This is a genomic window from Sphingorhabdus sp., assembly GCF_044357595.1.
In the GTDB taxonomy this organism is placed as follows: domain Bacteria; phylum Pseudomonadota; class Alphaproteobacteria; order Sphingomonadales; family Sphingomonadaceae; genus Sphingorhabdus_B.
In genome coordinates, this window is record NZ_JBIKPH010000020.1 from 1 (window position 1) to 24,697 (window position 24,697).

The window sequence follows — 24,697 nt, forward strand, 5'->3', positions numbered from 1 at the left end:
ATCCCACTTAAGACCCGCCTATCATCAACCCGCGGCACCCCATGAGAAAGCGGAAAATACGGCTCTATCCTGAGCATCTGCGCAGCACTCAACATCGGTAAGTCACCCATCAAATCCTCCTTCATTAGGGAGAGTTTGAATCAGACGTGCCGACACAATGCAACTAATTTAACGCATCCTGAGCCTAGTAAGATTGCTTGTTTAATCTGTTCTCGTGCGTCCATGCGATACACTCCTTTACGAGTGTATTTATCACTTGGAATAATCTCGAACCTACTTGTTAAACCAAGCTCTAACCAACCCCTCCGCTGGCTTGTTTCTGATGGTGTAACCGAGATTTGGGAAGGCGGTTTGGGGCGTTAATGAGTCTGTCACAAAATAATCGTTGGCGAAAACAATGAGCCGACTTTGATTAAGGCTCTTAATGTACTCCAACTGCGCTTGTATGACGATTGCCTGAAGCGAAAAATCCGTTTCCGTAGCTTTCTGAATGCATTGGGTATTCGATGTCTGCATATCGCCTATTGCTGCTGTGCAAGCCGTCTCTTCCATATAACCAGGTAACGATAGCGCATTTCTTCGAGACTGAATGCCAAAGAAAATGAACACTGGCTTACCGTATTTGAGAACGTCGGTGATATTGCTGTTTATAGCACTTCTAAAGCCAGCAACCGTGAGTGCATCGCTTTCTTGCAACGTGTAGTCTTTGTTCCACCACATGCCTGCTTCTAGATAATCGATGTAGTTCAAATATTCTGAACCATATGCGAACCAATCACGCGCGCCGACAAAGCTTTTACCTCTAAAAACTTGCTTGACCGCTTTGATTATGGCGAGATTCTCATTGTAAAACAGTTCAATATCAGCCTCTGACTTGTTGGGTGTCTGGTAGAACATGCAGACATCACATGCAGCGTCCCACACATCGACGCCGATCGATTGATAAAAGGCAGCGCGCTCCAGCATGAATGGTTTAAACGCAGCAAACCACTTTCGATAATTGGTTGAATTGGATTCAGGTATCGGAATGAAATCCCCGTTCTTTTCCGCGAATATCTGAATTTGGTTCCACAAGACGACTTTCAGTCCCGCAGCGTGCGCAGCTTGAACGAATGCATTTAGATTTGCGTCTGACAGTGGACCAAAAGTGTCGTCCGCTTTTCTAATGGCATAGCTGCCATCGCTGTTTATGTATGCTGAGTGCCACTGTGTTATTTTGACATAACCCGCTTTTAGGCTCGCAATGCGATTAGCTGTCTTCGTGAACTCGCCTTTCAGTGCGCCAGCGCCGTTATTACAACCGTTGGGCGCATCGGGCGCTCCCTGCAGCACGAAGCCTGGATTGTTATCAAGCATGATGTCTTTGATGATGACACCACGCCCAATATTTGCATCTAGTGGAGCGCCTGACGCTGCGGGCAAAGGGCGTCGACCGATCCAAGCTTGGGGGTAGGTTACGACATCTAGATTAAGTTTGCAGGGATCTGTCTGGATATCTCGAGAATCTTTGGTCGCAACTGTGTAGCCATCCGAATATGGAACAGAAGTCTGAGTACTCACGGAGTAGGTGGTTGAACTCTCAACGGTTACGCTGACTTTGCCGGCGACACTCCCTCTCGGTCCTGTGCAGGTAATGTCTACACTAATGTTGCCCGCAGAAGCCTTTTGCACATCTCTTCGACCTGAAGTCGCCACCGTCCCCGTAGCGTCTCCATCAAGCGTACAAGAAGTCGCCCCTGTCGAAGACCAATTGATTGCAACAGGTTGGTTGATGATCGCTTTTTGTACATCAGCTTTTATTTCAACTGTAGGCGGTAAAGCCGTAACTGTGATCGGTCCACTGCTGCTGCCGCTCCCGCCACCACCGCAGCCAGTCAGAGCCAACGCTCCTGCTGCAATTGCTATCCAAGCTTGATTTTTCATGAAGCGCCCGATCATCTCAATATTGAAAGCAAGTTATGACCCCGCGCGAACGCTTAAGCAAATACCTTTACCAGCAGCATCTTCAGAGAAAAGATGTTTGGATTGGAGAGGCTTAGCTCACCAATCTTCGTCCTTCGGCATTTCTGACTGTGTAACGCTGCCGTCTTCTGCTTTTCTCGTGTGAAGTTCGTAGCGCGGACCAGTAAGCATATCCTTCTTCAGACGCGGAGTTAGATGGCTGTAATGATCCTCAATCATCTTGATACTCGTACCCATTTGCTTAGCCAAAGTGTGAATTTCCATACCATCTGTTATCAGTGCAAATGTCGCATAGGTGTGGCGCAAGCTATACAGCGTTCTGCTTTGTCCCGTGCGTGAACACACAAGCAAACCCTTAGCTTTCAAAAATGCTTTGAAGGTTTGTCTAAGGTTCTTCGTAACAGTACCATCTGACAATCTGAACACTGGCTTGTTGAGCTTAGCTTTCAGCAAAGCCTCGAACGACATATGGTTTATGTCCTCACACCTTGCGTGAATTCGTTTGAGAAAACCTAGTGTGTTGGCGCGGCAGATAATGTCTCGTCTGCCCGTCTTTCCATCAATAGACAGTTCAAGGAACTGCTTACCGTTCTCTTGAAAAACATGGACATGCTGCCACAATAAATTGTCAGCTTCCGTGCCTTCACGAATGCCTGTGTTTGCCAAGATTAGTACATAATCACGAAGCAAAAGACGCATTTCACGAGACTTTCCATCTCGTGCATGTTCAATCCAACTTGGTAAACCGCGTATAAGCGAACGATACTCTTCCAATGTGAAGTCTGGTCTGCGTTCGCTGTCTAACCCATTATTCTTGAGTAGTGGCTTGTGACTGGCTGACAGAAAACCACGCACAATCGCTTCGTCAAACACACGGTTCAGTGCGCTGTTATGTGTGTTTAATGTGCTTGCTTTTGGTTCACGCCCCATCTTTGCTACACGCCAGCGATCAAAGTCTCTGAGCGTTTCGTAATTGATGTTCTCAACAAGCATTCTACCGAAAAACGGTATCAAATACCGTTCAATGACGATGATATAATCAAGGTAAGTTTTCTTGCCTACTTCTGCTGCCAGTGCTTTGTTCATCTCAACTATGGCAAGTTTTGCGATATCGCCAAAACGCTTGGTTACCACAGGAAGCTGATGCTTCTGGCGAAACTGATATTCCATCATCAGTTTCTTGGCTTCAACCTTAGCTTCTTCAAGGTCTTTATGCTTCGCACTTACACGAACCCAGTGACCATCAATGTTGAAAGTTGCTTGCCAAACACGGCTTCTAGCCCGCTTGTACAGCTTGATGTCACCATCGTTCACAAGGACAGTTTCTGGGCTAAGAACAGGCATTCAAAACACTCGGTTAAACCTAGTGTTTATGTGCCCCCAGATTGTGATTGCGTCTACACCAAAGTGTGTGATGGGTGTGCTACGCAAGTTGACAACATTGCCAAAAAATAAGTCATTGTATTTGTTATGGAAATGGTGCCCGAGGGCGGATTTGAACCACCGACACGCGGATTTTCAATCCGCTGCTCTACCCCTGAGCTACTCGGGCTACGCGGCAAAAACCGCGTGGGAGCGCAGCCTATAGAGAGGCGAAGCGCACCTTGGCAAGTGCAAAATCAGTCCGCGCCTTCGGAACCGAAGCTATCTTCATAATCCGCCAACGGCGCTGGCACGCGATAGCCTTCATCAAGCCACTTCAACAGGTCGCGGTCCTTGCACCCCTGGCTACAGAAAGGTTTGGCTTCTGCAACTTGCGGTTTCCCGCAAAGTGGACATTGATTAGCTTTGCGCGACATGGACATGGCCATAGCCTGCGGCTTTTTCATCTGCAACCACCAGCATATCGGCGCCCGCAAGGCGAACAGCCGTCGCGCGCCATGCCGCCCATCGCTCGGACTGCAGCAATGTCGCCACGTCTGGCTGCGCTGTCACCGTCCGCGTGCCAAAACCCGTTGACTGTGCAACCGCGCGCAACAACCAATAGGCCTGTGTCTCGTCCGACAGCGCAGCGATACGCGTACCGAACAGATGGTCGAGGACCGACGGCCTTGGCCGCGCACGCACGACCTGCATGAGGCCATAACCGTTGATGGCGGTTCGTTCAAAAGGTCGCGCGTCAGACCTGGACGCAGCATCAAATATTTCGGCGATCTGCGTGCGCTGCGCCTTCGCTTCCATCGACACAAAATCAATCATGACCATCGCGCCCACTTGGTAGAGGCGCAGTAGACGCGCGATCTCTGCCGCTGCGACCTGATTGATATCAAAAGCACTGCCAATGCCATCGACATCGAAAACCAACCCTGCCTTGGTACGCTGAAAGCTTATAATGACCGAACCCAGCTGTGACTGGCCAGATAGCGCGATATCAAAACCGTCGACAATGGATGCGCTTATCACAGGCTGTTCAAAGGACGTCAGACGGGCGTCCCACAGGGCGTCCTTCGGCAATGACGGCAGAGCTCCGCTATCGCGCAACGCAATCTCAGTTGGCTTGATACGCCCAGGCTCCGCAATCGCCTCACGCGTGACCTCAAAAGTAACACGCGCACCCTCCGGATCACCAATTTTGCTGCGCAGCAAAAGCTCGTGCCCGTCATCGGTAACGACATACGCGCCCGACGGTGTTTTGCGGTCAATGCGGCCAGTGCCAGTTTCGCCCAAGGCCCATAAAGCATCACGCTGGATATGGATTTCAACGATGTTTCCGTTCTCGACGTGCGCAGCCCGCCGCTCGCCCGGCGCATCATCGCGCCAAATTTCAGGCAAGCGGATAACCCGATGCCCGCAACAGACTGCGCGTTTCGTACAAGGGCAACCCGATAACACCCGAATGGCTACCCGCCATCCAGTCGATCAATGCCTCTGCCCTGCCCTGAATGGCATAACCGCCCGCCTTGCCCAGCCCCTCGCCGCTCTCGATATAGCTTTCGATTTCTTCGGGCGACAAACGTTTGAAGCGGACAATGCTGTCGCAAATTCTGCTCCGCAGCCGGCCATCGCCATCGATAACTGCAACCGCGCTGAGGACATGATGGCGGCGGCCGCTTAACAATGTCAGACACCCGCGTTGCATCTCGGCATCGGTTGCTTGCTGCAATATCCGGCGGCCCACGGCAACGGTTGTGTCCCCTGCAACGACAATTTCCCCAGAGGCGCGCGAAACGGCCACTGCCTTTTCCTCTGCCATGCGCAGCGCATAGACGCGCGGCACCTCACCCTTGCGCGGGGTCTCGTCAATATCTGGTGAGGCGATACGCCCAGGCTCCACGCCCAGACGCGCCAAAAGGTCGCGACGACGCGGGCTGGAAGAAGCCAATATAAGTGTAGGGATCAGACCCAAGGTCTGCGGCCCTTATTTGAAGCGGTACGTGATCCGGCCCTTGGTCAGATCATATGGTGTCAATTCGCACAGAACTTCGTCTCCCACGAGAACGCGAATACGGTTCTTGCGCATTTTTCCGGCAGTATGGCCCAACACTTCATGGCCATTTTCGAGTTCGACGCGGAACATGGCGTTGGGCAGCAATTCACGGATTGTCCCACGCATTTCGAGTAATTCTTCTTTTGCCATTCGGCCCCTTAAATCTTCAAAAATTCAAACTTGTTGCGCCTGTAACCCTAATGTTCGAAAAAGGGAAGCGCTACAGTGCAATCACCTCCTTGCGACAAAACGCTGCAAAGTTCACCTTTATAATGACGCGTAATGCGTTATATATGCCTCCAACAACTATATAGCTTGAGCTCCTCCCCCCATGAAACGTTCCTTGTTCAGTGCACTTTTGCTTGCATCGACTGCTGTGCCCGCCATGGCAACAAACGATGTTCAGTCCACCGGAAGCACAGTCGCTATTTCCAATGCCGATGCCGCTGAACCGGTCGAAGCAAATTCATCTGGAGAAATCATTGTAACCGCGGAGCGCATTCGGGGGTCAGTGGACACCGACGTGCCACCGGTTGAGGAGCTGAACGAAGCGGATATCGCTGCCATCGGTGCATCTTCATTGACCGACTTGGTCGCCGCAGTGGCACCACAGGCCAATTCCGGGCGTGGCCGCGGCGGCGGCATGCCCATCATATTGCTCAATGGACAACGCGTTTCAGGTTTTCGCGAACTGCGGGACTTGCCGCCCGAAGCCATCCGGCAAGTTCAAATTTTCCCCGAAGAAGTGGCACTGAAATACGGCTTTCGCCCTGACCAGCGGGTCATTAATTTCATCCTAAAAGATAATTTTGCCTCTTTTGCCACTGAAATTGAGCATGCGCAGCCCGAAGACGGCGGCTTTGGTACAGACCAAGTTGAAGCCACGTTGACACGGATCGGAAGCAAGGCGCGGTTCAATCTTGATATTGAACTGGAAAGATCAACTGCACTTACGGAATCGGAACGCGACCTGATTGTGCCGGGTGGTTCGCTTTTGGCCCGCGGCGGCAATGTAAGCGGTCTTGGTCCCAATGGCGAAATTGCGCCAGCACTTAGCGCTCTGGCCAGAAGTCGTGTGACGCAAGCCGGAATACCTTTAGGTATTACCAACCCTTCGCTGTCGCAATTTGCGGGCACTCCAAACCGCTTGAACGATAGCGATATCGGAGATGTCCGCACGTTGCTGCCACGCACCGAACGGCTTGAAGTCAATGGCACATGGAGCAAGTCGCTTGGACCGCAAACGGCGTTATCGCTGAACGCCAACTATGCCCTGAACGGAAGCGAATCTCTTCTTGGTTTGCCCGGCACAAGCTTTGTCTTGCCGGGTAGTAGCCCCCTCTCCCCATTTGGACAGGATGTGATCCTCAGTCGCTATTTTGACACACCCCGCCCGCTGGAACGCGAAAGCGAAACTAATGTGTTTCAGACTGGTAGCACGTTCAACCATGTACTTGGCAGCTGGCGCTGGACAGTGACGGGCAATTATGCCCGCACCGCCAATCAAACACGCACGACGCGCAATGCCGATTTCACCGCTTTGCGAGCTGGCGTCCTTGCCGGAACAGTTAACCCTTTCGCTGCTGATTTTGGCGCAAACTTGCTGTTCCTCGCCCCCGATCTCGCCAGCAGCCTAAACCAGAATATGGATGTACGCAGCACGCTTGCAGGAACAGCGCTGAAATTGCCCACGGGCGACGTGCAAATGACTTTTGCCTCGGGCTTCACGCGGCAAATGCTGGACAGTGAAACATGGCGCTCATCGGTTACCAATAATGTGGCGCTGCGCCGAAACATTATGAACCATTCAGTCAACGCTGAACTGCCGCTCACTACCCGGGACTATGGTTTTGGCTCGGTGATTGGCGAGTGGGCAACCAACGGCAATATTGGGTACAGCGATTTGTCCGACTTTGGCCAATTGTTAGATTATGGCGCTGGCCTGCGGTGGGCCCCTGCCCGCAATTTGACATTTCAGGCATCCATTACTGGCGACGAAAACGCGCCCGGAATTGGCCAGATCGGCAACCCGACTTTGGTTACACCCAATGTTGCCACCTATGATTTTACCCGCGGCGAAAGCCTATTCATTAACGTGATCACTGGCGGTAACGCTGCCCTTATCGGCGAAAAGCGCCGCGATCTTATCCTGAATGCCAACTGGACACCGAATTTCGTCAAAGATTTCGCGCTTCAGTTCAGCTATTTCAAGAATAATAGTCACAATACGACCGCCGCACTCCCTTTGCTCACGCCAGAAATTGAAGCCGCCTTCCCCAGCCGCGTTGTGCGTGATGTCAATGGCCGCCTAGTGAGTATTGACCAGCGCCCCGTTAACTTCGACCGCGAAACATCGCAACGCATTCGCTGGGGCTTTAACGTGTCGGGCAACATCGGCGCTGCGCCAGCCGCCAGAGGCCCTTTTGGCGCCCCTCCTAGTGCAGGTGCACCCAGAGGTCCCAACGCTGTCACAGGCGCCCCTGCTGGCGCACCACGTGCTGCCGGCGGCAGAGCGTTCGGTGGTGGTGGTGGATTTGGCGCCGGTGGGGGGCAACCAAGCCGCTGGAATATCGCGTTGTACCACACATACCGTATTCAGGAAGAAATCCTCATTCGCCCAGGGGTGCCGATTTTGGACTTGCTCAATGGTTCAGCCACAAGCGGCAATGGTGGCGCGGCACGGAATGAAGTCGAGCTTTCGGGCGGTATGTTTCACAAGGGCTTCGGTTTGCGTCTGCAAGGAACCTATAAGAGCGGGACAACTGCCAAGGGCACCGGCCTTCCCGGCAGTAACGACCTAAGATTTAGTGACATCGCCGCCATCAACGTGTTTCTGTTTGTCAATCTCGACCAACAGGCCCGCGTGGTTAAGGCTGCGCCCTTCTTGAAAGGAAGCCGCATAACATTGCGTGTCGAAAACATCCTGAACGATATCGTCGATGTGCGTGACCAAAATGGCAATGTGCCGCTTGGTTATCAGCAAGGCTATATCGACCCACGCGGCCGTGTCTTTGAATTGAGCGTTAGAAAGCGGTTCTAAGCCGGCCGTTTAGTCGGCGCACTATTTCGGGAATACCCGGCCCAGCAAGCAATGCGGCTTGGTCCAGCCAATATCACCATCGATTTTTGCGAGTGCTACCAACCAATCCCAGAAATTCTCCGGCAAATGGTGCTTGCATCTAAGTCTGACAAACAAACCACTAAGACCAAAAAAACCGCCCCCCAAAGGGGACGGCTATTGTGAAGCCTGCGGGTGGCTTATTTGGAAGCCAGCGTAATGGCCACTGGAGGTGCCTTGTCTGGGTCAGACGCGATATAGGCAGGGTTAAAGCGCTCCGCCCAAGCTTCAGCCTCTTTCAACCACTCAATGTGCACGTCTTCATAGGGCAGATTATGCGTGCCCTTAGGCTGCTCGACATATTTAAAATCTATCCCCTCTTTCTTGCCTGAACCTTTCAATCGCGACACCAAAGTGCGCGATTGCTCGATAGGAATACGGGCATCGCGTAATCCGGCGACAATCAAGATCGGCGACCATGGGCCGTTCGTATTCCGTGCGGACGAAATGCTGATCAAGTCATCCGCGGTTGCTTGGAAGTTCGCTCCAAATTCACCGAATGACCGCGTGTCATATGCTTTCATCATTGGAAAATCATAGACCCCCGCGCCCGCGATTGCGCATTTCCATTTGTCCGAGTCACGTTGCGCACCGCGCGCCGTAGCATATCCGCCATAAGACCAACCCATAATGCAGGCCCGCTTGGGATCAATCAATCCAGACTGAGCAAACCAAGTCAAAGCATCGTTCAAATCATCTTGCATACGCATGCCATAACCATTGGGCTTGCGGCCTTCCTTGACGAATTCTTTGCCATAGCCCCCTGAGCCACGATAATTGGGCTGAATGACAACATAACCAAGCTCTGCCATCGCTTGATGCCATGGGAAGAAGCCGAATTCTTGTTGATCACGGACGCCGTAAGGGCCGCCATGGGGCATAACAATAACGGGAAGATTTTTGCGGACTGGACGGTGGCGGGGATAAGTGACCACCGCATCAATCTCGAGGCCGTCCGACGCCTTATACCGAATTGAATCGGTTGGGTTCATCTTAAAATCCTTGAGCACAGGGTGAGCCCAACCGAGAAGGTTCAGGTTACCGGTCTGCGTATCAAATAAATAATATCCACCCGGTGCGTCGACATCTGCAATGAGCATCAGGATTTTTGTCTCGCCATCATTGGTCGCAATAATTTGAGCATTCCCACGTCCAAAGCCTTCATCCATAAGCCTTTGGACTTCCGCTAGGCGAGGTTCAAACCAGCGTATCCGATCCCTATTGCTCGTGTAAGATACACCGGCAAGTTGGTTCCGGTCTTTATTGGCAATTGGTCCATCTACATCATATCCTTTGACGCCAAATACTGGTTCGCCAACGATCTGCATGGTCTTCAGGTTCACTTTATAAACCTTGCGATATCCATCCTTGTTGCTCGTCGCGATGGCCATGTCAGGTTCATCGAGGAAAATATCGGGTGTAATCTGCGTGCCCGTAAATGTTGTATCGGCTTCATTCGAGACTGTCTTCATCGTACCGCTAGCATCAGATCGATACATCAGCCGCTGTTTGCCGCTGTCGCCGTCACTGCCAACACCAGCTCGAATGACGCCTTTCCCATCTACCAACCAACTGCTTACTTCAACATTCGGGCGCATAACTGTTTTGAACTTGCCAGAGCGAACGTCTACTTCGATGACTTCTGGGTATTCGCTATTGCTCATGTCTTTCAGGACATTGCGCGAGACCAATAAGGTCTCCTTCTCATTGTCTATAAACAAGATGTTTGCGCCGCTTCTACCAGCACCTTCCCAAGCGAGCGGGCTTATTTTTTTGGTTTCAATATCATAGGATACCAACCGGGCAACGTCAGAACGGCGACCACCAATGATTTCTCGCGACGCAACAGTGAAAACGATCGTGCGGTTCCCTACAAAGCGCCATGAGCCTATTGTGCGGTCCCCCGCCTCACGAAATTCTTCTGCTTGGGCAAAGAATACGGGAGCAGATCCAGGTTTCGTGACATTGATATAGCCCAAGCTATCGACCCCATCCTTAGTCATCATCACAGCGATTTTAGTTCCATCGGGCGAAAGGCGGGGAGAACGCATAAACGGGCGCTTGCCAAATACTGCCGTATCAACGCGACCTCTTGGAGCATTAACAATGATTGTACCGGCATCGGCCGCCTGCATCGCTGCCGCATTGACTGGAGCGGCTCCGGTTCCCGTTTCTGCAGCCAAAGCAAAAGCGCACATAGAAGGGGCGGCATTCGCGAACAATGCCGTAAAAATCAATTTTTTCACAATCTCTGCTCCCAAGAAAAAATTTCCACCCCATCGTTATACGTTTGAAGAGAGGAGACGCAAGCAACACAAAATGCTGTGTCCAAGTTTTTTGATCAACGGCCCTGATTTGTATGAAAAACCCCGCCGGAATCTCTTCCAGCGGGGTTTCTAAAGCTTAACGAATGTTAAGATTTACATGCCGCCATGGGCCAGTGCTGCCAATAGAAGCAAAGCCACGATGTTCGTGATCTTGATCATTGGATTTACAGCAGGTCCAGCGGTGTCCTTATAAGGGTCACCGACGGTATCGCCAGTTACGGCTGCTTTATGGGCCTCCGAGCCTTTACCGCCATGGTGGCCATCTTCGATATATTTCTTGGCATTGTCCCATGCGCCGCCGCCCGATGTCATCGAGATGGCAACGAACAGTCCGCCCACAATCACGCCAAGCAGAAGCGCGCCAAGAGCCGCAAAGCCCTGTGCTGAGCCTGCGACCCAGCTGATCACGAAATAAACGACGATTGGTGCCAGTACTGGCAGCAACGAAGGAATGATCATTTCCCGGATCGCTGCCTTAGTCACCAAATCAACGGTGCGGGCATAATCGGGCTTCGACGTGCCATCCATGATGCCGGGGTTGCTGGCGAATTGGTCACGCACGTCCTTTACCACTTCACCGGCTGCCTTGCCGACTGCAGTCATGCCCATTGCTCCGAAGAGATATGGCAACAACGCACCCAGCAGCAGACCGACGATGACATAGGGATTCATAAGGGTGAAATCGACGCCGCCTTCTGCAAGGCCGAGCTTTTCCGAGTAGAACGCCAGGTCAGCGGTATAAGCACCGAACAGAACGAGTGCCGCCAGAGCCGCTGAACCGATGGCATAGCCCTTGGTCACGGCCTTGGTAGTGTTACCCACTGCGTCGAGCGCATCGGTCTTTTCACGGACTGATTTATCCATTTCCGACATTTCAGCGATACCGCCTGCGTTATCAGTGACCGGCCCATAAGCGTCCAGCGCGACGACCATACCGGCCAAAGCCAACATCGAGGTTGCAGCGAACGCAATACCGATAATGCCCGCCAGCTGGAACGAGACGATGATGCCAACACAGATAACCAAAGTCGGCAATGCTGTTGATTCAAGGCTAATCGCCAAGCCCTGAATGACGTTGGTGCCGTGACCGGTTTCCGATGCCTTGGCAATCGAACGAACCGGACGGTAGTTGGTGCTGGTATAATATTCGGTGATCCAGACCAGAAGCCCGGTGACGGCCAAGCCGACCATCATGGCATAGAACAATGTCCAACCAGTGAAACCGCCGGTGCTGTAAGTCACTACGGCATTCATATCGCCGCCGAGCGTCTGGTATGTGACATAACCAATCGCCGGAATAGAAGTGACTGCGGTGACCAGGAAACCCTTGTACATCGCACCCATGATGTTGGTACCGCCGCCCAAACGAACGAAAAAGGTGCCCAAAATCGAGGTCAGAATGCAGATACCGCCGACAACCAGTGGCAACGACATCAGGTTCAACAGTTCAGCCGCTGGCATCGTAGCCGGCATCAACAAGGCAAGCAAAACCATCGTTGCGCCAATGGTCACAACATAGGTTTCAAACAAGTCGGCCGCCATACCAGCACAATCGCCAACGTTATCGCCGACATTATCGGCGATCGTCGCAGGGTTGCGGGGGTCATCCTCAGGAATATTTGCTTCGACCTTACCAACCAGGTCAGCGCCTACGTCCGCAGCCTTGGTAAAGATACCACCGCCCAGACGCGCGAAGATCGAAATCAGCGATGCGCCGAACGCCAATGCCAGCAAACCGTCGATAACCGGACGGCTGTTCGGCAGGTTCATCGCGACTTCAGTGAGATAATAAAAGAAACCGGCAATCGCGAGCAACGCAAGGCCAGCCACAAGCATACCAGTGATTGCACCGGCATTAAACGCCATCGTCAGGCCTTTTTGAAGGCTTTCGCTAGCGGCCTGCGCAGTACGGACGTTGGCACGAACCGAGATGTTCATCCCGATAAAGCCGGTCGCACCAGACAACACAGCGCCAAGGACGAAACCGACAGCAGACAGCGGCCCGAGGAACACACCGACCAGAACCGCAACGATCACGCCAACAATGGCGATAGTGCGATATTGGCGGGCCAGGTAGGCGCCGGCGCCTTCCTGAATAGCGGCTGCAATTTCCTGCATCCGCGGTGTGCCGGCCGATGCAGCAAGCACCGAGCGACTTGTTATAATTCCATAAAGTACGGCAACAAGCCCGCACAATATAGCCATAATTGACAAAGACATAAACTGTCCCTTCCCCGTTTTTCTTTGTTAGAAACACTCTTCCGGTGCACCCAGAAAGGCACACAAGCGGGTGCGGTATAGGGTGGCTTTGTAGTATGACGCAACCCATAAAAACGGCCTTGTGGGCCGGTTTGGCTTATTAATGTTGATAACCGAGCATCGGGGGCAATTTTACCGGATCCGCGCCGTCTTTCAAGGTGAGACCGCCGCCGGATAAAACACTCCCAATGGTGGTTGCCTGCACCGGTAGCGTCAAGTCTGGCCGCGCTGTGAACAACAATTGGTAATCATCACCCCAGCTTGCGGCCTGCAACCGGCTTTCGAGGCTGTCGGTGCGGCAACTTATATATAAGGGCGACAAAGGCACGCAGGCGAGGTCGATTTCGATACCAACTTGGCTAGCGGCGGCCATGCGTTCGGTGTCCAGCAGCAAGCCGTCTGACACATCCATCATCGCCGTGACAATCGGCGCAAGCGCTTGGCCGTCGGCTACCCGCGCGACTGGCCGGTTAAACGCCTCGGCCAGCGGCCCAACCTCATCAAAACCAGCGTCCATGAGCTCAAATCCAGCCAAGGCATCGCCCAGCGTCCCTGTCACATAGAGTATATCGCCTATTTGCGCACCGGATCGCGATGGCACGGGGCGATGGGTTGCCATGCCAAGGGCAGTTAACCCAAGCGCGCGCTTGTCACCACGATTGGCGACAGTGTCCCCGCCGAGCAAAGCTACGTCGTAATGCGCCAGCGCCTTTTCCAACCCAGCGGCAAAGGCCCTGTCCCACGCATCATCACCAAGCATAAAGCCAAGCAGCACGCCAACGGGAGCCGCTCCCTTTGCGGCAAGATCGGACAGATTGGACGCAACCAGCTTCCAAGCGACATCCGCAGGATTTGCGTTTGACCGGAAATGTATACCTTCCGCCATCATATCGTGCGTGATGATTAACGATGCGTCACCCATGTCGATCACCGCCACATCATCCAACAAACCGCGCGCAGCAGGATCAGTGGCAAAGCCTCGCAATAGATTGATGAACGTGGATTCGGTGGTCATAGCGCCACGTTAACGTATCGCATGGGCAATCAGAACCTTTATCAGAAAAAGGCGCTCAGCGGGGGCGTACGTCCTTCGCAACGGCATCCAACAAGCCGTTCACAAACTTGGCGTCCTTCTTGTCGAAAAACGCATGGGCGACATCCAGATATTCGTCGATGACCGTCGCCGTTGGCACATCGGGCCGCGCGATCAATTCATAGGTGCCACAGCGCAGAAGCTGCAGCATCGTCTTGTCCAAACGATCCATCTTCCATTTTTCGCCAAGTTTGCCATCAACAAGCACATCGATTTCGGCGCGACGGGCATCAACGCCCGACACAACGTCATCGAAGAAATCGGGGTCGGCATCCGCATATTGCGCATCTTCGATTTCCTGCCCCAGACGGTGCGAGTGAAATTCGTTCAACAGACGGGCAATGCCGATGTCTTCCATATCCATTTGATATAACGCCTGCACAGACGCGAGGCGTGCAGCCGAACGGGATTTGGATTTCGTACTGGCGCTATGCGCACTCATAATCTTTTCCTGACACTCGCCGCATGGGCGGGTAAACCTTCGGCATCAGCCAGCGTTGCTGCTGCTGGGCCAATTATATTGATGGCGTTTCTGTCGAGCGCAATGAAACTGGTACGCTTCATGAAGTCGAGCACCGATAGGCCAGACGCGAAGCGCGCACGCCGTCCGGTGGGCAATACATGATTTGGTCCGGCAACATAATCGCCAATCGCCTCGGGCGTCATACGGCCCAAGAAAACCGATCCGGCGTGACGGACAAGGTCGAACAAGCGTTCTGCGCGGTCATCGTCAACAGCCAGTTCAAGATGCTCGGCCGCAAGCCGATTAACCAGAGGCATTGCGCCTTCCAGATCATCACCCACGATAATCGCGCCGAAATCGGCCCAGCTCTGCCGCGCAACCGCGCCCGTTGAAAGCGCCGTAAGCTGCACATCAACTGCAGCTGAAACTTGGTCTGCGAAATCAGCGGTGTCGGTGAACAAGATCGACTGGCTTGTGGGGTCATGCTCGGCCTGACTTAACAAATCGGCGGCAATCCAATCGGGGTCATTTTGGGCATCGGCAACCACGACAATTTCCGAGGGTCCGGCAACCATGTCGATGCCAACAACACCATAAAGCTGACGCTTGGCCTCTGCTACCCAAGCATTTCCTGGGCCAGTGATGACGTCGACCGGCCGAATGCGTTCCGTACCATACGCCAGCGCCGCAATCGCTTGCGCCCCGCCCACGCGCCAGATTTCATCGACGCCCGCCAAATGCGCGGCAGCCATCACGGTCTGGTTGGTCTCCCCGCCCGGGGTTGGGGTAACCATGACAATACGCGCGACACCTGCTACCTTGGCCGGAATAATGTTCATCAACACCGAGGAAGGATAGGCCGCACGGCCGCCGGGCACATAGACCCCTGCGGCATCAACCGCGGACCAGCGCGCGCCCAGCCGCACATTGTCACTGTCGCGATAGTCGCGATTTTCGGGCAGTTGCGCCTGATGATAGGCCTCAATACGTTTCGCTGCGAGCGTCAACGCATCCCGCAAGTCTGCATCCAGCCCTTCATAAGCCGCCTTGCACTGCGCTGCGTCGATCTCCCAACCAGCGCTGTTCAGGTCGAACCCGTCAAAGCGCTGAGTCATTTCCACAAGCGTTGCGTCTCCGTGCGCCCGCACATCGCGGATAGTCTGCACGACATCTCTCGATACGTCAGCATCCGCCTCACGCCGGCCATTTACCAGCGCGTCAAATGCTTCGGAAAAACCGGTGTCGGATGCATTAAGCCGCTGCACGTGATCCCGTCAGCTCGCGAAAGCGTTGCACCATGGCCGGAATAGTCCCACTCATCATCTTATATGCCGCACGGTTGACAATAAGGCGTGCGGACACTTGGGAAATGATCGCCGTTTCGACGAGCCCGTTTTCGGCTAGTGTCTTGCCCGAAGACACCAAGTCAACAATACGGCCCGAAAGCCCAAGCGAGGGCGCAAGTTCCATCGCGCCGTTCAACTTCACACATTCGGCCTGAATTCCGCGCGCATGATAATAACGGCTCGTTGTGGTGGGATATTTGGTGGCAACGCGGATATGCCCGCCATTGACATCGTCCGCTGCGCCCTGCGGCATCGCAACCGAGATACGGCAGCGGCCAATGCCAAGGTCAACGGGCGCATACAGCTCCGAATAGTCAAATTCGTCGATAACGTCGGAGCCGACGATACCAATATGCGCCGCACCGTGGGCCACAAAGGTCGCCACGTCGAATGCGCGCACGCGAATGATGCTGACCGCTGGGTCATTGGTCGCAAACAGAAGCGCGCGGCTAGCCTCGTCAAAAAACGCCGGCTCAGGCTGTATGCCCGCCGCGTGCATTAACGGCAAAGCTTCGTCGAGGATCCGTCCCTTAGGGATTGCAAAGATGATTAGTTCAGTCACAATGGCCGCGCTTTAGGGGGCGCGGGCGGAAAGGGCAATATCGCAGTGCCTATGGTGCGATGTGATTTTAGCATCAGTGCACGCATATCCTATACACTCCACGATTAAAGTAAGAATTGCTCCATCGCCGCGTTCACCGCATCGGGTCGTTCCCAAGTGACAAAATGTCCGCAATTCTCGACTGGGGCGATTGTCACGTCGGGAACCAATTCTTCGATGCCATCGATATTACTTGGCGGCAAAGCGAGGTCGTCCATAGCCCATACGACTAAGGTCGGGATCATCAGCAGCGGAAACGCACTGGCGGCAAAAGCCGGGATTTCAGCATCTTCATCCATCGTTGGCACATATAGCGCAGAGGCGCGGTACCAGTTGAGCATGCCGAAACAGGCATCGCGATCCGCCCAATCCGCAAGCAACGCGGTGCTTTCCTCAGGCTCCATCGCGCTCGATTTATCCCATTTAACGGTCTTGAGCATTAAACCGGTCAGCCCCTGATCCTGCACAAGCGCATCATTTGATGTATCGCGAAAATCAATCATATATTGGCTGGATGCCCGCTGGTTCATATCGGTAATCAACAGGCGTTGAAAAAGATATGGATGGGGCGCGTTGGCAATAACGGCGCGCCGCACACGGCCTGCCCATGCAGGGTTGGAGGCATCGGGTTGACCATTTAATGCAACGCTCCATGCAATTGCACCACCCCAGTCATGCCCGGCGATTACAAATTGCTGCACATTAAGCGCATCGGCCAATGCGAAGATATCGGCGGTCAATTTGTCGGCTGTATACGCCTCCACCTCTTTAGGCTTTGATGTACCCCGATAGCCACGCTGGTCGGGCGCGATGCAATAAAAGCGGTCGGCAAAATGCGTGATCTGGTGCCGCCATGTACGGTGCGATTCGGGAAATCCATGCAAGAATATGATTGCGGGATGTGCAGAGTTTCCAGCGGTAAACACATCCATATCAACGCCCGTCGACAGCGACAGGCGATGCGAGGAAAGATCAATCATATCATTCTGCCCTAAAAAAGCGCTGGTGTTTCAACTCACCCGTTTCACGCGGATACCTTTGTTGTCCAGCACAAGGATATAGCTACCCAAGGCCGCCCGTTTGATTTTAAACTTCTTACCGTTTTTCAGGAATGCTGAAGTTCCCTCCGTCGTCTGCCAAGTCCCTGCGTTCGCGGCGGTAAACTGGTACATGCTATAAGGCAGGGTCTGAACATTAGCCAACGCGCCTTCAATTTCTTTAAACTCATTTGCCTGATCCTCAGCACTTTCGCCGAAGAATGGGATATTGGGCAAAGCAAATCCAAACAGCGACTTCTTCGTCTTTCGCACTTCGCCTTGGTCCAGCATCACAACCTGCTTGTTTGCGGTTGCAATTTCCAGCGCCTGTGTCGCAGTGTCGAAGCATTGCAGCCGTGCGGCCGCGTCGGTTATTGGTCGGCATGCTACAATGTCGGTATATACCTTCGGACGAACAACCTCTTTTTCAGTGGCATAAACGGATGGCGCATATATCGCCGCAAGCAAGATAGCATAGGTCAGCTTGGACATGGGTTTGTCTCCGTTGTGGGCCGTTTTATGCGTTGGAGAATAGCTAAACTTCGCCCGGGGCAATAGCCTTTATTGCCAACGCATGCACCCGCGTTCCAGGAATATCGCCCAACGCTTTGTTCACCATACGCTGCCGCGTCAAGCGAGATACGCCTGTGAATAGCGCGCTTTCAATCTCAATCGCAAAGTGGGATTCGCCAGACCCATCATCGCCGCTGTGGCCATGATGCCGTGCGCTGTCGTTAATTACGGAAAGGCGGCTTGGTTCGAATGCTGCTTCAAGCAACATTTCCATTTCTATGTGTGCAGGACCTTTTTTCATCTGCCGCTCTTCCCATATGACAGGTTTTTCGCCAAGGAAAATCATGGCCGCCGACCGTTCCACTGACCGATTTCATGGCCGCATTCAAGGGGACGGGCGGCAATGCGCCTATCCGCGCTGCTACGAAGCTGGTGAGTTTCGTGCGCCCGATCCGCACGGTCAAACAGCGTCGTCCAATGGTCCGGGCGACTATCAGTATCTCTGCCTCGACCATGTCCGCGCGTTTAACGCCGGCTATAACTGGTTTGCCGGCATGACGGCCGACGAGATTTCCATGGCGCAAAGCCCTATATATGCCTGGCCAAGCGAGGCACATGCCTTTCGTGCGAACGGCAATGTTGATTCGCCGCCCAAATGGGCGGACTTCAAAGACCCGCTGGATGCCATTTCCACGCGATTCCGTTCGCGTCTGCCACAGGAACGCGCCGATGGCCATTTTCTGTCGCCTGAGGACCGCCAGGCGTTAAAGACGCTAGGGCTTGGCGAGGATGCGGACCGGCGGGCATTGCGTAGCGCCTATTCCGCAAAGGTGCGTGCTTATCATCCAGATAAAAATGGCGGCAACAGGTCTCATGAAAAGGCTTTGCAAGACGTGATTGCTGCTTATACGCATTTAAAAAAGCAGAGTGCGTTCGCGTAACGAACAACCTCCGCTTCCCGTTCGCGTCCGGCATATTCCCCACGAACGGCGCAGGGACATCAAAACTGAACCGAGAAGAGACGACATGACAGACATTCCAAATATCCAAGCCGACAGCCGCGATAAGACGATCCTCGCTGCACCTGACAAAATGGTCAGCGTGCGTGAAGTGTTCGGTATCGATGTCGATATGGAATGCCCTGCTTTCTCAATCGCCGACGAACGGGTGCCAGACACCGACGACAGCTATGTCTTTGACCCCGACACAACATTGGCGATCCTCGCTGGCTTTGCTTTTAACCGCCGTGTGATGGTTCAGGGTTATCACGGCACCGGAAAGTCGACACACATCGAACAGGTTGCCGCGCGCCTGAAATGGCCATGCATCCGCATCAACCTTGATGCGCATATCAGCCGTATCGACCTCATCGGGCGTGACGCCATTGTCTTACGCGATGGCCAGCAAGTGACCGAGTTCCGCGAAGGTCTATTGCCTTGGGCGCTGCAGACGCCAACCGCATTGGTGTTCGACGAATATGATGCTGGCCGCCCCGATGTGATGTTCGTGATCCAGCGCGTGCTTGAAACCGAAGGCAAGCTGACGCTGCTCGACCAAAACCGCGTCATTCGGCCTAATCCCTATTTCCGCCTCTTTGCGACCGCCAACACCGTTGGTCTGGGTGACACCAGCGGCCTGTATCACGGCACGCAAGCGATTAACCAAGGCCAGATGGACCGTTGGAACATCGTTGTTGGCTTGAACTATCTGCCTGCGCAGGTCGAAAGCGAAATCGTTTTGGCCAAGGCATCGGGCACGGACGCCGTGACGGTCGCAAACATGGTGAAGGTCGCCGAGATGACGCGTCAGGGCTTCATCAATGGTGATATTTCAACGGTAATGAGCCCGCGTACAGTTATAACATGGGCACAAAACACCGCGATCTTCAAAAATGTAGGCTTTGCGTTCCGCTTGTCGTTCCTGAACAAATGTGACGATGCAGAACGCGCCTTGGTCGCCGAATATTATCAGCGCGTTTTTGGGCAAGACCTGCCTGAAAGCGTTGTTGGCAAATCAAAGTAACTAACGGCTATCTCGCTGTTCCAAGTTGAAAGGACGCTTTATGCAACGCATCGCACTGGCACTCGCACTTCTGCTCTCCACCTCGCCGGCATTTGCCGCGCTGAAAGCGGGAACACGGGCAACCGACTTTACTACGCAAGCCGTTCTTGCTGGCAAGGCTGACACCTTCAACCTCAATAAGGCGCTGAAGCGCGGCCCCGTTGTGCTATATTTTTATCCGAAGGCATTCACGTCGGGTTGCACCGTTGAGGCGCATGAATTTTCTGAAGCTGCGGACGACTTTGCCGCGTATGGCGCATCGCTTGTGGGCATGTCAGCAGACAATATCGACACGCTGAAGCGTTTTTCGGTTGAAGCATGCCGCAACAAATTCGCCGTTGGCATCGCGACCAAGCCAATGATCAAAGATTACAAGGTCAGCTTGCCTATGGCCGGCATCACTAACCGGACGACCTATGTGATCGCGCCTGATGGTAAAGTGCTGTTTGCTTATTCCGACCTTGGCGTAAAGGGCCATGTATCTGGCGCCTTGAACGCGGTAAAAGCTTGGCGGGCAGCCAATCCCAAAGGGTAATGATGCGTAAAACGCCTCTCTTGCATTTGTCCCTGCTGCGCGCGGGCCGCACCACGGCTGTCGAATATGGCGACATCCCGCACAGCACGCTCGCGCAAAACCCGCGCTATAAACCTGCGCAGAGCGATAGCGCAGTGGTTGCAGGTAGGGACTACCTGCCTAATTTCCGCCGCCGCGTGCAAAAGACTACCTGACTAATGTCGCATGAATCCCCCCTTGAGCAGTTTAAGCAGGTTCTGACGGGCACAGCCCGCGCACTTGCGCATGAGCCGGAAGTCGAATTGGCCTTCACCGCCGATGCGCCAAGCCAGGCTGGCAAAAATTTCAAGGTTCCGATGCCGGGTCGCTTGCTTCCTCCCGATCAGGTGGCCGAAGCACGGGGATTTGCCGACAGCTTTGCGCTGAAGCTGAAATATCATGATGCTGCGCGCCACGCCGCCTTGCGACCGTCCGAAGTCATCGCTGGCGCGACCTTTGACGCCGTGGAAAACGCGCGGGTCGAGGCGCTGGGTTCGTGCAACATGGCGGGGATTGCAGCAAACATTGGCCATGCGCTTGAGCTAAAACTGCGCACTGACCCCATCAGCCGCGCACAGGCCGCCGACGAAGTGCCTATCTCGACAGCATTGTCGTTGATCGTGCGCGAGCGCCTCACAGGCTTGCCCGTCCCCGCTGGTGCAGCCGCTGGGGTCGACATGCTGCGTGGTTGGATTGAGGAAAATGCCGGTAGTGACCTTGATGCACTTGCGCTTGCATTGGATGATCAAAGGTCCTTTGCCGCGCTGACGCAATCGATGCTGGAGCATCTAAACCTCACCGAAGGCGATATTGACCCGTCAGACGCCGACGAAGGTGGGGACGATGCCGAGGACAGCCAAGACCAAGACGGCGACAGCGAAGACGAGGGCGAAGGCGAATCTGGCCAAGCCGAAGCCCGTGCCGAGCCGCAGCAGGGCGAAGGCGAAGAGACCGAAGCCGATTATGACGGCGAAGACATGGACGATCAAGATGGCGCCGATGGCGAAATGGGCGATGACGGCATGCAGCCCGTCACCCCACAGCGCCGCAATTGGGACCATCTGCCGCAAAGCGATTACAAAATCTGGTCGACCAAATATGACGAGACGATCACCGCGATTGAGCTTGCCGATGAAGAAGAGCTAAACCGGCTGCGCGCCTATCTCGACCAGCAATTGTCGAACCTGCAATCGGTGGTGACAAAACTCGCCAACCGCCTGCAACGCCGCCTAATGGCTCAGCAAAACCGCAGTTGGGATTTCGACCAAGAAGAAGGCATGCTTGACGCCGCGCGCCTTGCCCGCGTGATTGTGTCCCCGGGCAGCTCACTGTCCTACAAAATCGAACGCGAGACCCAGTTCCGCGATACGGTCGTGACGTTATTGATCGACAACAGCGGCTCCATGCGCGGACGACCGATCAGCATTGCCGCGATCAGCGCCGATATCATGGCGCGCACCTTGGAACGTTGCGGTGTAAAAACGGAAATTTTGGGCTTTACCACCCGTGCGTGGAAGGGTGGGCAGGCACGTGAAGATTGGCTTGCCGCTGGACGCCAGCCTATGCCCGGCCGCCTGAATGACCTGCGCCATATCATCTACAAAAAAGCCGACGAGCCGTGGCGGCATGCCAAGCGTAATCTTGGCCTGATGATGCGCGAGGGGTTGCTGAAGGAAAATATCGATGGAGAGGCCTTGCTCTGGGCGCATAACCGCCTGATCGCCCGCGCCGAAGACCGCCGCATCCTAATGGTCATTTCGGATGGCGCCCCCGTTGACGACAGCACCTTATCCGTGAACCATGGCGGCTATCTCGAACAGCATTTGCGCAAGGTCATCGAAATGATCGAAACGCGCTCCCCTGTTCAACTCGTCGCTATCGGCATCGGCCATGACGTGACGCGTTATTATAAACGCGCGGTGACGATCATGGACGTCGAACAGCTTGGCGGAACGATGATTGAGCAACTGGCGGGATTGTTTGACGAGGAATAGGCTTGCCTTTCGCACCCTGCAAAATATGCGTTAATCGGATGATTGAATTTACGAGGGAATACCAATGAACGTTACCGAAGCCGTTGCCTCACGGCGCTCTGTCCGGCAATTTCTGGATAAGCCAGTTGACCAAGCCACCCTCGCGCGCGTTCTGGCCAAGGCGCAACAATCGCCATCGGGCGGCAATACGCAGCCTTGGAATGCCGTCATCCTGACCGGACAACCGCTGGCTGACCTGACAGCAAAGATCACGGCCAAGGCCGCTATTGCGCCATTGGGTGATGGCCAAGAATATGACATCTACCCCAAAGGCCTAGATGGCCGATACGAAGAACAACGCCGCGGCGTGGGCAAGGCGATGTTCGATGCGCTTGGCCTCGCCCGTGAAGACGGCGCCGGCCGCATCGCGCAGATGGGGAAAAACTGGGACAGTTTTGGCGCGCCCGTGCAATTATTCACATACACGGCTAAATACATGGGCCCGCCACAATGGTCGGACATGGGCATGTGGCTGCAAACGGTGATGCTCTTGTTGCGCGAAGAAGGCCTCGACAGTTGCGCGCAGGAAATTTGGGCCATGTACGGCACGACGATGCGCGAACTGCTAAACATAGATGATGCGCATATCTTCTTTTGCGGCATGGCGATTGGCTATCGTGATACAGATGCGGCGGTGAACAATTTTACCGTCCCGCGTGTGGAAATTGATCAAGCGATACGCTGGGACGGGTTTTGAAACGTTGACGCTCCTTAGATAAGCTGATTAGTTGAACACAATGTCCTTCGTTAAATCTCTCTTCTTTTTCGGTCCGTTTTTCTTTGGCATCGCATTCCTTGCGCCCTTGGTTGCGCAAGTGATGCTCAAGCTGGAATGGCAGGCACCTTTTGCATTGTCGCCACTACAGCTCGGCTTGATCATCGGAGCTATTCTGGGTTTAATCGCGACGTATCGGGGCAAATGGATATGATCAGCCAAAGCCTGCGCGCGCGCGAAAAGGCAATTGCCGACCAGTTTACCGGAGGCATCCCTTGGCTGATGGTGTTTTGGGGCATAACCAATACCGCCATATGGTTGGCATTATGGCCACTCGTTTTTACCGGCGTTGTGCCATTATGGCTCGGTTTCATCATCGCCTCGATCAATATAACAATGAGCTATCTGCCGTCGCATGATGCGCAGCATTACATCATCGCGCCAAAGGGATCGAAGCTGGAATGGTTTAACGAGCTTGTGGGGCACTGGTCCCTCATCCCGTTAACCCTGCCGCTGCGCACGGCGCGGATCACGCATATGGAACATCATAAGCACGCCAATGATCCGCTTCTGGATCCCGATTATTCAACTCATGCATCGGGGCCATTGCACGCACTTTGGAAAACGGTCGTCAATCGCCAACCAAGGGCAACCGGCGGATTTAACCGGTACGGTGAGATATTGCAGCAATGGAACAGCCCGGCGGCTAAAGCCGCGCTGAATGATGCAATCATAAGCAAAACCCTGTTCTTTGGCATCCTCGCGGCATTGGCATTGAGCGGTTATGCCATAGAAGCGGCGTTGCTGTGGTGGCTGCCGCGCCATTTGGCGCTTACCTATATTTCATTCTACCTCAGCTGGGCGCCGCATCACACCGCCGATGAAAAAGGGCGTTATAAGGATACAAGAGCCTTCAAAAGCAGGTTGGGGAATATCTGGTCATCTGGGATGCAATATCACATCGTTCATCATCTTTACCCCACGATCCCGCTGAACAAGACGCCTGCTGCCTATCGCGCGCTGCGCTCGATATTGGCCGAACGCGGGTGTAACCTCGACAATATCTAGGATCAGGACCTATTAAAGGGATTCCCACCGCGGTATTTTTGTGATTCAATGGCGACACTGAAGGAGGTGGTGCTGATGAGTGAGTTGTTGATGTTGAGCAGGGCGCAGATGCGCCGGATAG

At 54.0% G+C, this 24,697-nt stretch carries 23 protein-coding genes, 1 tRNA gene and 1 pseudogene; 8 read left to right on the plus strand and 17 right to left on the minus strand.

The window, feature by feature from the left end:
* The 8 genes and pseudogenes from ACIQ2T_RS04015 to infA form a co-directional block, all read right to left on the minus strand.
* Window positions 1–110, minus strand: a pseudogene (locus ACIQ2T_RS04015) (IS5/IS1182 family transposase); the annotation flags it as partial.
* A 163-nt stretch (window positions 111–273) separates the two neighbouring features.
* A complete protein-coding gene (locus ACIQ2T_RS04020) occupies window positions 274–1,923 on the minus strand; it encodes a hypothetical protein (protein WP_397589690.1) in 1,650 nt (549 codons plus the stop codon).
* Between the two features lie 117 nt (window positions 1,924–2,040).
* On the minus strand, window positions 2,041–3,276 hold the full coding sequence (locus ACIQ2T_RS04025; protein ID WP_397589691.1) for a tyrosine-type recombinase/integrase: 1,236 nt from the start codon (window positions 3,274–3,276) through the stop codon (window positions 2,041–2,043).
* 163 nt (window positions 3,277–3,439) lie between these two features.
* Window positions 3,440–3,514 (minus strand) — tRNA-Phe (locus tag ACIQ2T_RS04030).
* 67 nt (window positions 3,515–3,581) lie between these two features.
* Window positions 3,582–3,761, minus strand: a complete 180-nt coding sequence (locus ACIQ2T_RS04035) for a DNA gyrase inhibitor YacG (RefSeq protein ID WP_315471498.1) — start codon at window positions 3,759–3,761, stop codon at window positions 3,582–3,584.
* Window positions 3,745–4,734: a ribonuclease E/G gene (locus ACIQ2T_RS04040; RefSeq protein ID WP_397589692.1), complete on the minus strand. Its 990-nt coding sequence runs from the start codon at window positions 4,732–4,734 to the stop codon at window positions 3,745–3,747. The genes ACIQ2T_RS04035 and ACIQ2T_RS04040 overlap by 17 nt, the downstream gene beginning before the upstream one ends.
* Window positions 4,727–5,302: a Maf family protein gene (locus ACIQ2T_RS04045; protein WP_397589709.1), complete on the minus strand. Its 576-nt coding sequence runs from the start codon at window positions 5,300–5,302 to the stop codon at window positions 4,727–4,729. The genes ACIQ2T_RS04040 and ACIQ2T_RS04045 overlap by 8 nt, the downstream gene beginning before the upstream one ends.
* A gap of 18 nt (window positions 5,303–5,320) precedes the next feature.
* Window positions 5,321–5,539, minus strand: a complete 219-nt coding sequence (gene infA, locus ACIQ2T_RS04050; protein ID WP_315471496.1) for a translation initiation factor IF-1 — start codon at window positions 5,537–5,539, stop codon at window positions 5,321–5,323.
* Window positions 5,540–5,732: 193 nt separating this feature from the next.
* Here infA and ACIQ2T_RS04055 point away from each other — a divergent pair, with 193 nt between their 5' ends.
* Complete coding sequence (locus tag ACIQ2T_RS04055; RefSeq protein ID WP_397589693.1) at window positions 5,733–8,429, plus strand: hypothetical protein; 2,697 nt, start codon at window positions 5,733–5,735, stop codon at window positions 8,427–8,429.
* Between the two features lie 218 nt (window positions 8,430–8,647).
* Here the strand turns inward: ACIQ2T_RS04055 and ACIQ2T_RS04060 are convergent, their stop codons facing one another.
* The 9 genes from ACIQ2T_RS04060 to ACIQ2T_RS04100 all read right to left on the minus strand — a co-directional run bounded on the left by ACIQ2T_RS04060 (window position 8,648) and on the right by ACIQ2T_RS04100 (window position 18,447).
* On the minus strand, window positions 8,648–10,753 hold the full coding sequence (locus ACIQ2T_RS04060; RefSeq protein WP_397589694.1) for an alpha/beta hydrolase family protein: 2,106 nt from the start codon (window positions 10,751–10,753) through the stop codon (window positions 8,648–8,650).
* 174 nt (window positions 10,754–10,927) lie between these two features.
* Window positions 10,928–13,054, minus strand: a complete 2,127-nt coding sequence (locus ACIQ2T_RS04065; RefSeq protein ID WP_397589695.1) for a sodium-translocating pyrophosphatase — start codon at window positions 13,052–13,054, stop codon at window positions 10,928–10,930.
* Window positions 13,055–13,193: 139 nt separating this feature from the next.
* On the minus strand, window positions 13,194–14,108 hold the full coding sequence (thiL, locus tag ACIQ2T_RS04070) for a thiamine-phosphate kinase (RefSeq protein WP_397589696.1): 915 nt from the start codon (window positions 14,106–14,108) through the stop codon (window positions 13,194–13,196).
* A 55-nt stretch (window positions 14,109–14,163) separates the two neighbouring features.
* Window positions 14,164–14,628: a transcription antitermination factor NusB gene (gene nusB / locus ACIQ2T_RS04075; RefSeq protein ID WP_397589697.1), complete on the minus strand. Its 465-nt coding sequence runs from the start codon at window positions 14,626–14,628 to the stop codon at window positions 14,164–14,166.
* A complete protein-coding gene (hisD, locus tag ACIQ2T_RS04080; RefSeq protein ID WP_397589698.1) occupies window positions 14,625–15,914 on the minus strand; it encodes a histidinol dehydrogenase in 1,290 nt (429 codons plus the stop codon). Before hisD ends, nusB begins: the two co-directional genes overlap by 4 nt.
* Window positions 15,901–16,557: an ATP phosphoribosyltransferase gene (gene hisG / locus ACIQ2T_RS04085; protein ID WP_397589699.1), complete on the minus strand. Its 657-nt coding sequence runs from the start codon at window positions 16,555–16,557 to the stop codon at window positions 15,901–15,903. The genes hisD and hisG overlap by 14 nt, the downstream gene beginning before the upstream one ends.
* 104 nt (window positions 16,558–16,661) lie before the next feature.
* Complete coding sequence (locus ACIQ2T_RS04090; RefSeq protein ID WP_397589700.1) at window positions 16,662–17,576, minus strand: alpha/beta fold hydrolase; 915 nt, start codon at window positions 17,574–17,576, stop codon at window positions 16,662–16,664.
* Between the two features lie 30 nt (window positions 17,577–17,606).
* Window positions 17,607–18,125: a hypothetical protein gene (locus ACIQ2T_RS04095; protein WP_397589701.1), complete on the minus strand. Its 519-nt coding sequence runs from the start codon at window positions 18,123–18,125 to the stop codon at window positions 17,607–17,609.
* A gap of 43 nt (window positions 18,126–18,168) precedes the next feature.
* Complete coding sequence (locus ACIQ2T_RS04100) at window positions 18,169–18,447, minus strand: BolA family protein (protein WP_397589702.1); 279 nt, start codon at window positions 18,445–18,447, stop codon at window positions 18,169–18,171.
* A gap of 43 nt (window positions 18,448–18,490) precedes the next feature.
* Here ACIQ2T_RS04100 and ACIQ2T_RS04105 point away from each other — a divergent pair, with 43 nt between their 5' ends.
* The 7 genes from ACIQ2T_RS04105 to ACIQ2T_RS04135 all read left to right on the plus strand — a co-directional run bounded on the left by ACIQ2T_RS04105 (window position 18,491) and on the right by ACIQ2T_RS04135 (window position 24,576).
* A complete protein-coding gene (locus ACIQ2T_RS04105; protein WP_397589703.1) occupies window positions 18,491–19,087 on the plus strand; it encodes a J domain-containing protein in 597 nt (198 codons plus the stop codon).
* 85 nt (window positions 19,088–19,172) lie between these two features.
* Window positions 19,173–20,168, plus strand: coding sequence for a cobaltochelatase subunit CobS (gene cobS / locus ACIQ2T_RS04110; protein ID WP_397589704.1), 996 nt, complete (start codon window positions 19,173–19,175; stop codon window positions 20,166–20,168).
* A gap of 40 nt (window positions 20,169–20,208) precedes the next feature.
* Window positions 20,209–20,742 carry a peroxiredoxin gene (locus tag ACIQ2T_RS04115; RefSeq protein ID WP_300037418.1) on the plus strand — a complete coding sequence of 178 codons (534 nt, stop codon included), beginning with the start codon at window positions 20,209–20,211 and terminating at the stop codon, window positions 20,740–20,742.
* Entirely contained in the window at window positions 20,742–20,936 is a 195-nt protein-coding gene (locus ACIQ2T_RS04120; protein ID WP_397589705.1) for a hypothetical protein, read from the plus strand. Before ACIQ2T_RS04115 ends, ACIQ2T_RS04120 begins: the two co-directional genes overlap by 1 nt.
* Window positions 20,937–20,939: 3 nt before the next feature.
* Entirely contained in the window at window positions 20,940–22,754 is a 1,815-nt protein-coding gene (gene cobT, locus ACIQ2T_RS04125; RefSeq protein ID WP_397589706.1) for a cobaltochelatase subunit CobT, read from the plus strand.
* 64 nt (window positions 22,755–22,818) lie between these two features.
* Complete coding sequence (locus ACIQ2T_RS04130; RefSeq protein WP_397589707.1) at window positions 22,819–23,490, plus strand: nitroreductase; 672 nt, start codon at window positions 22,819–22,821, stop codon at window positions 23,488–23,490.
* A 228-nt stretch (window positions 23,491–23,718) separates the two neighbouring features.
* Window positions 23,719–24,576 (plus strand): fatty acid desaturase, encoded by an 858-nt coding sequence (locus ACIQ2T_RS04135; protein ID WP_397589708.1) that lies wholly within the window; start codon window positions 23,719–23,721, stop codon window positions 24,574–24,576.
* Window positions 24,577–24,697: the final 121 nt, after the last annotated feature.

Excerpts from the sequence above, each read along its gene's own strand:
- ACIQ2T_RS04090 (WP_397589700.1), bottom strand. The coding sequence starts at position 17,576 with ATGATTGATCTTTCCTCGCATCGCCTGTCGCTGTCGACGGGCGTTGAT.
- ACIQ2T_RS04065 (WP_397589695.1), bottom strand. The coding sequence starts at position 13,054 with ATGTCTTTGTCAATTATGGCTATATTGTGCGGGCTTGTTGCCGTACTT.
- cobT (WP_397589706.1), top strand. The coding sequence starts at position 20,940 with ATGTCGCATGAATCCCCCCTTGAGCAGTTTAAGCAGGTTCTGACGGGC.
- ACIQ2T_RS04095 (WP_397589701.1), bottom strand. The coding sequence starts at position 18,125 with ATGTCCAAGCTGACCTATGCTATCTTGCTTGCGGCGATATATGCGCCA.
- infA (WP_315471496.1), bottom strand. The coding sequence starts at position 5,539 with ATGGCAAAAGAAGAATTACTCGAAATGCGTGGGACAATCCGTGAATTG.
- thiL (WP_397589696.1), bottom strand. The coding sequence starts at position 14,108 with ATGACCACCGAATCCACGTTCATCAATCTATTGCGAGGCTTTGCCACT.
- ACIQ2T_RS04020 (WP_397589690.1), bottom strand. The coding sequence starts at position 1,923 with ATGAAAAATCAAGCTTGGATAGCAATTGCAGCAGGAGCGTTGGCTCTG.
- ACIQ2T_RS04115 (WP_300037418.1), top strand. The coding sequence starts at position 20,209 with ATGCAACGCATCGCACTGGCACTCGCACTTCTGCTCTCCACCTCGCCG.
- cobS (WP_397589704.1), top strand. The coding sequence starts at position 19,173 with ATGACAGACATTCCAAATATCCAAGCCGACAGCCGCGATAAGACGATC.
- ACIQ2T_RS04105 (WP_397589703.1), top strand. The coding sequence starts at position 18,491 with ATGGCCGCCGACCGTTCCACTGACCGATTTCATGGCCGCATTCAAGGG.
- nusB (WP_397589697.1), bottom strand. The coding sequence starts at position 14,628 with ATGAGTGCGCATAGCGCCAGTACGAAATCCAAATCCCGTTCGGCTGCA.
- ACIQ2T_RS04130 (WP_397589707.1), top strand. The coding sequence starts at position 22,819 with ATGAACGTTACCGAAGCCGTTGCCTCACGGCGCTCTGTCCGGCAATTT.
- ACIQ2T_RS04035 (WP_315471498.1), bottom strand. The coding sequence starts at position 3,761 with ATGTCGCGCAAAGCTAATCAATGTCCACTTTGCGGGAAACCGCAAGTT.
- ACIQ2T_RS04120 (WP_397589705.1), top strand. The coding sequence starts at position 20,742 with ATGATGCGTAAAACGCCTCTCTTGCATTTGTCCCTGCTGCGCGCGGGC.
- ACIQ2T_RS04135 (WP_397589708.1), top strand. The coding sequence starts at position 23,719 with ATGATCAGCCAAAGCCTGCGCGCGCGCGAAAAGGCAATTGCCGACCAG.
- ACIQ2T_RS04100 (WP_397589702.1), bottom strand. The coding sequence starts at position 18,447 with ATGAAAAAAGGTCCTGCACACATAGAAATGGAAATGTTGCTTGAAGCA.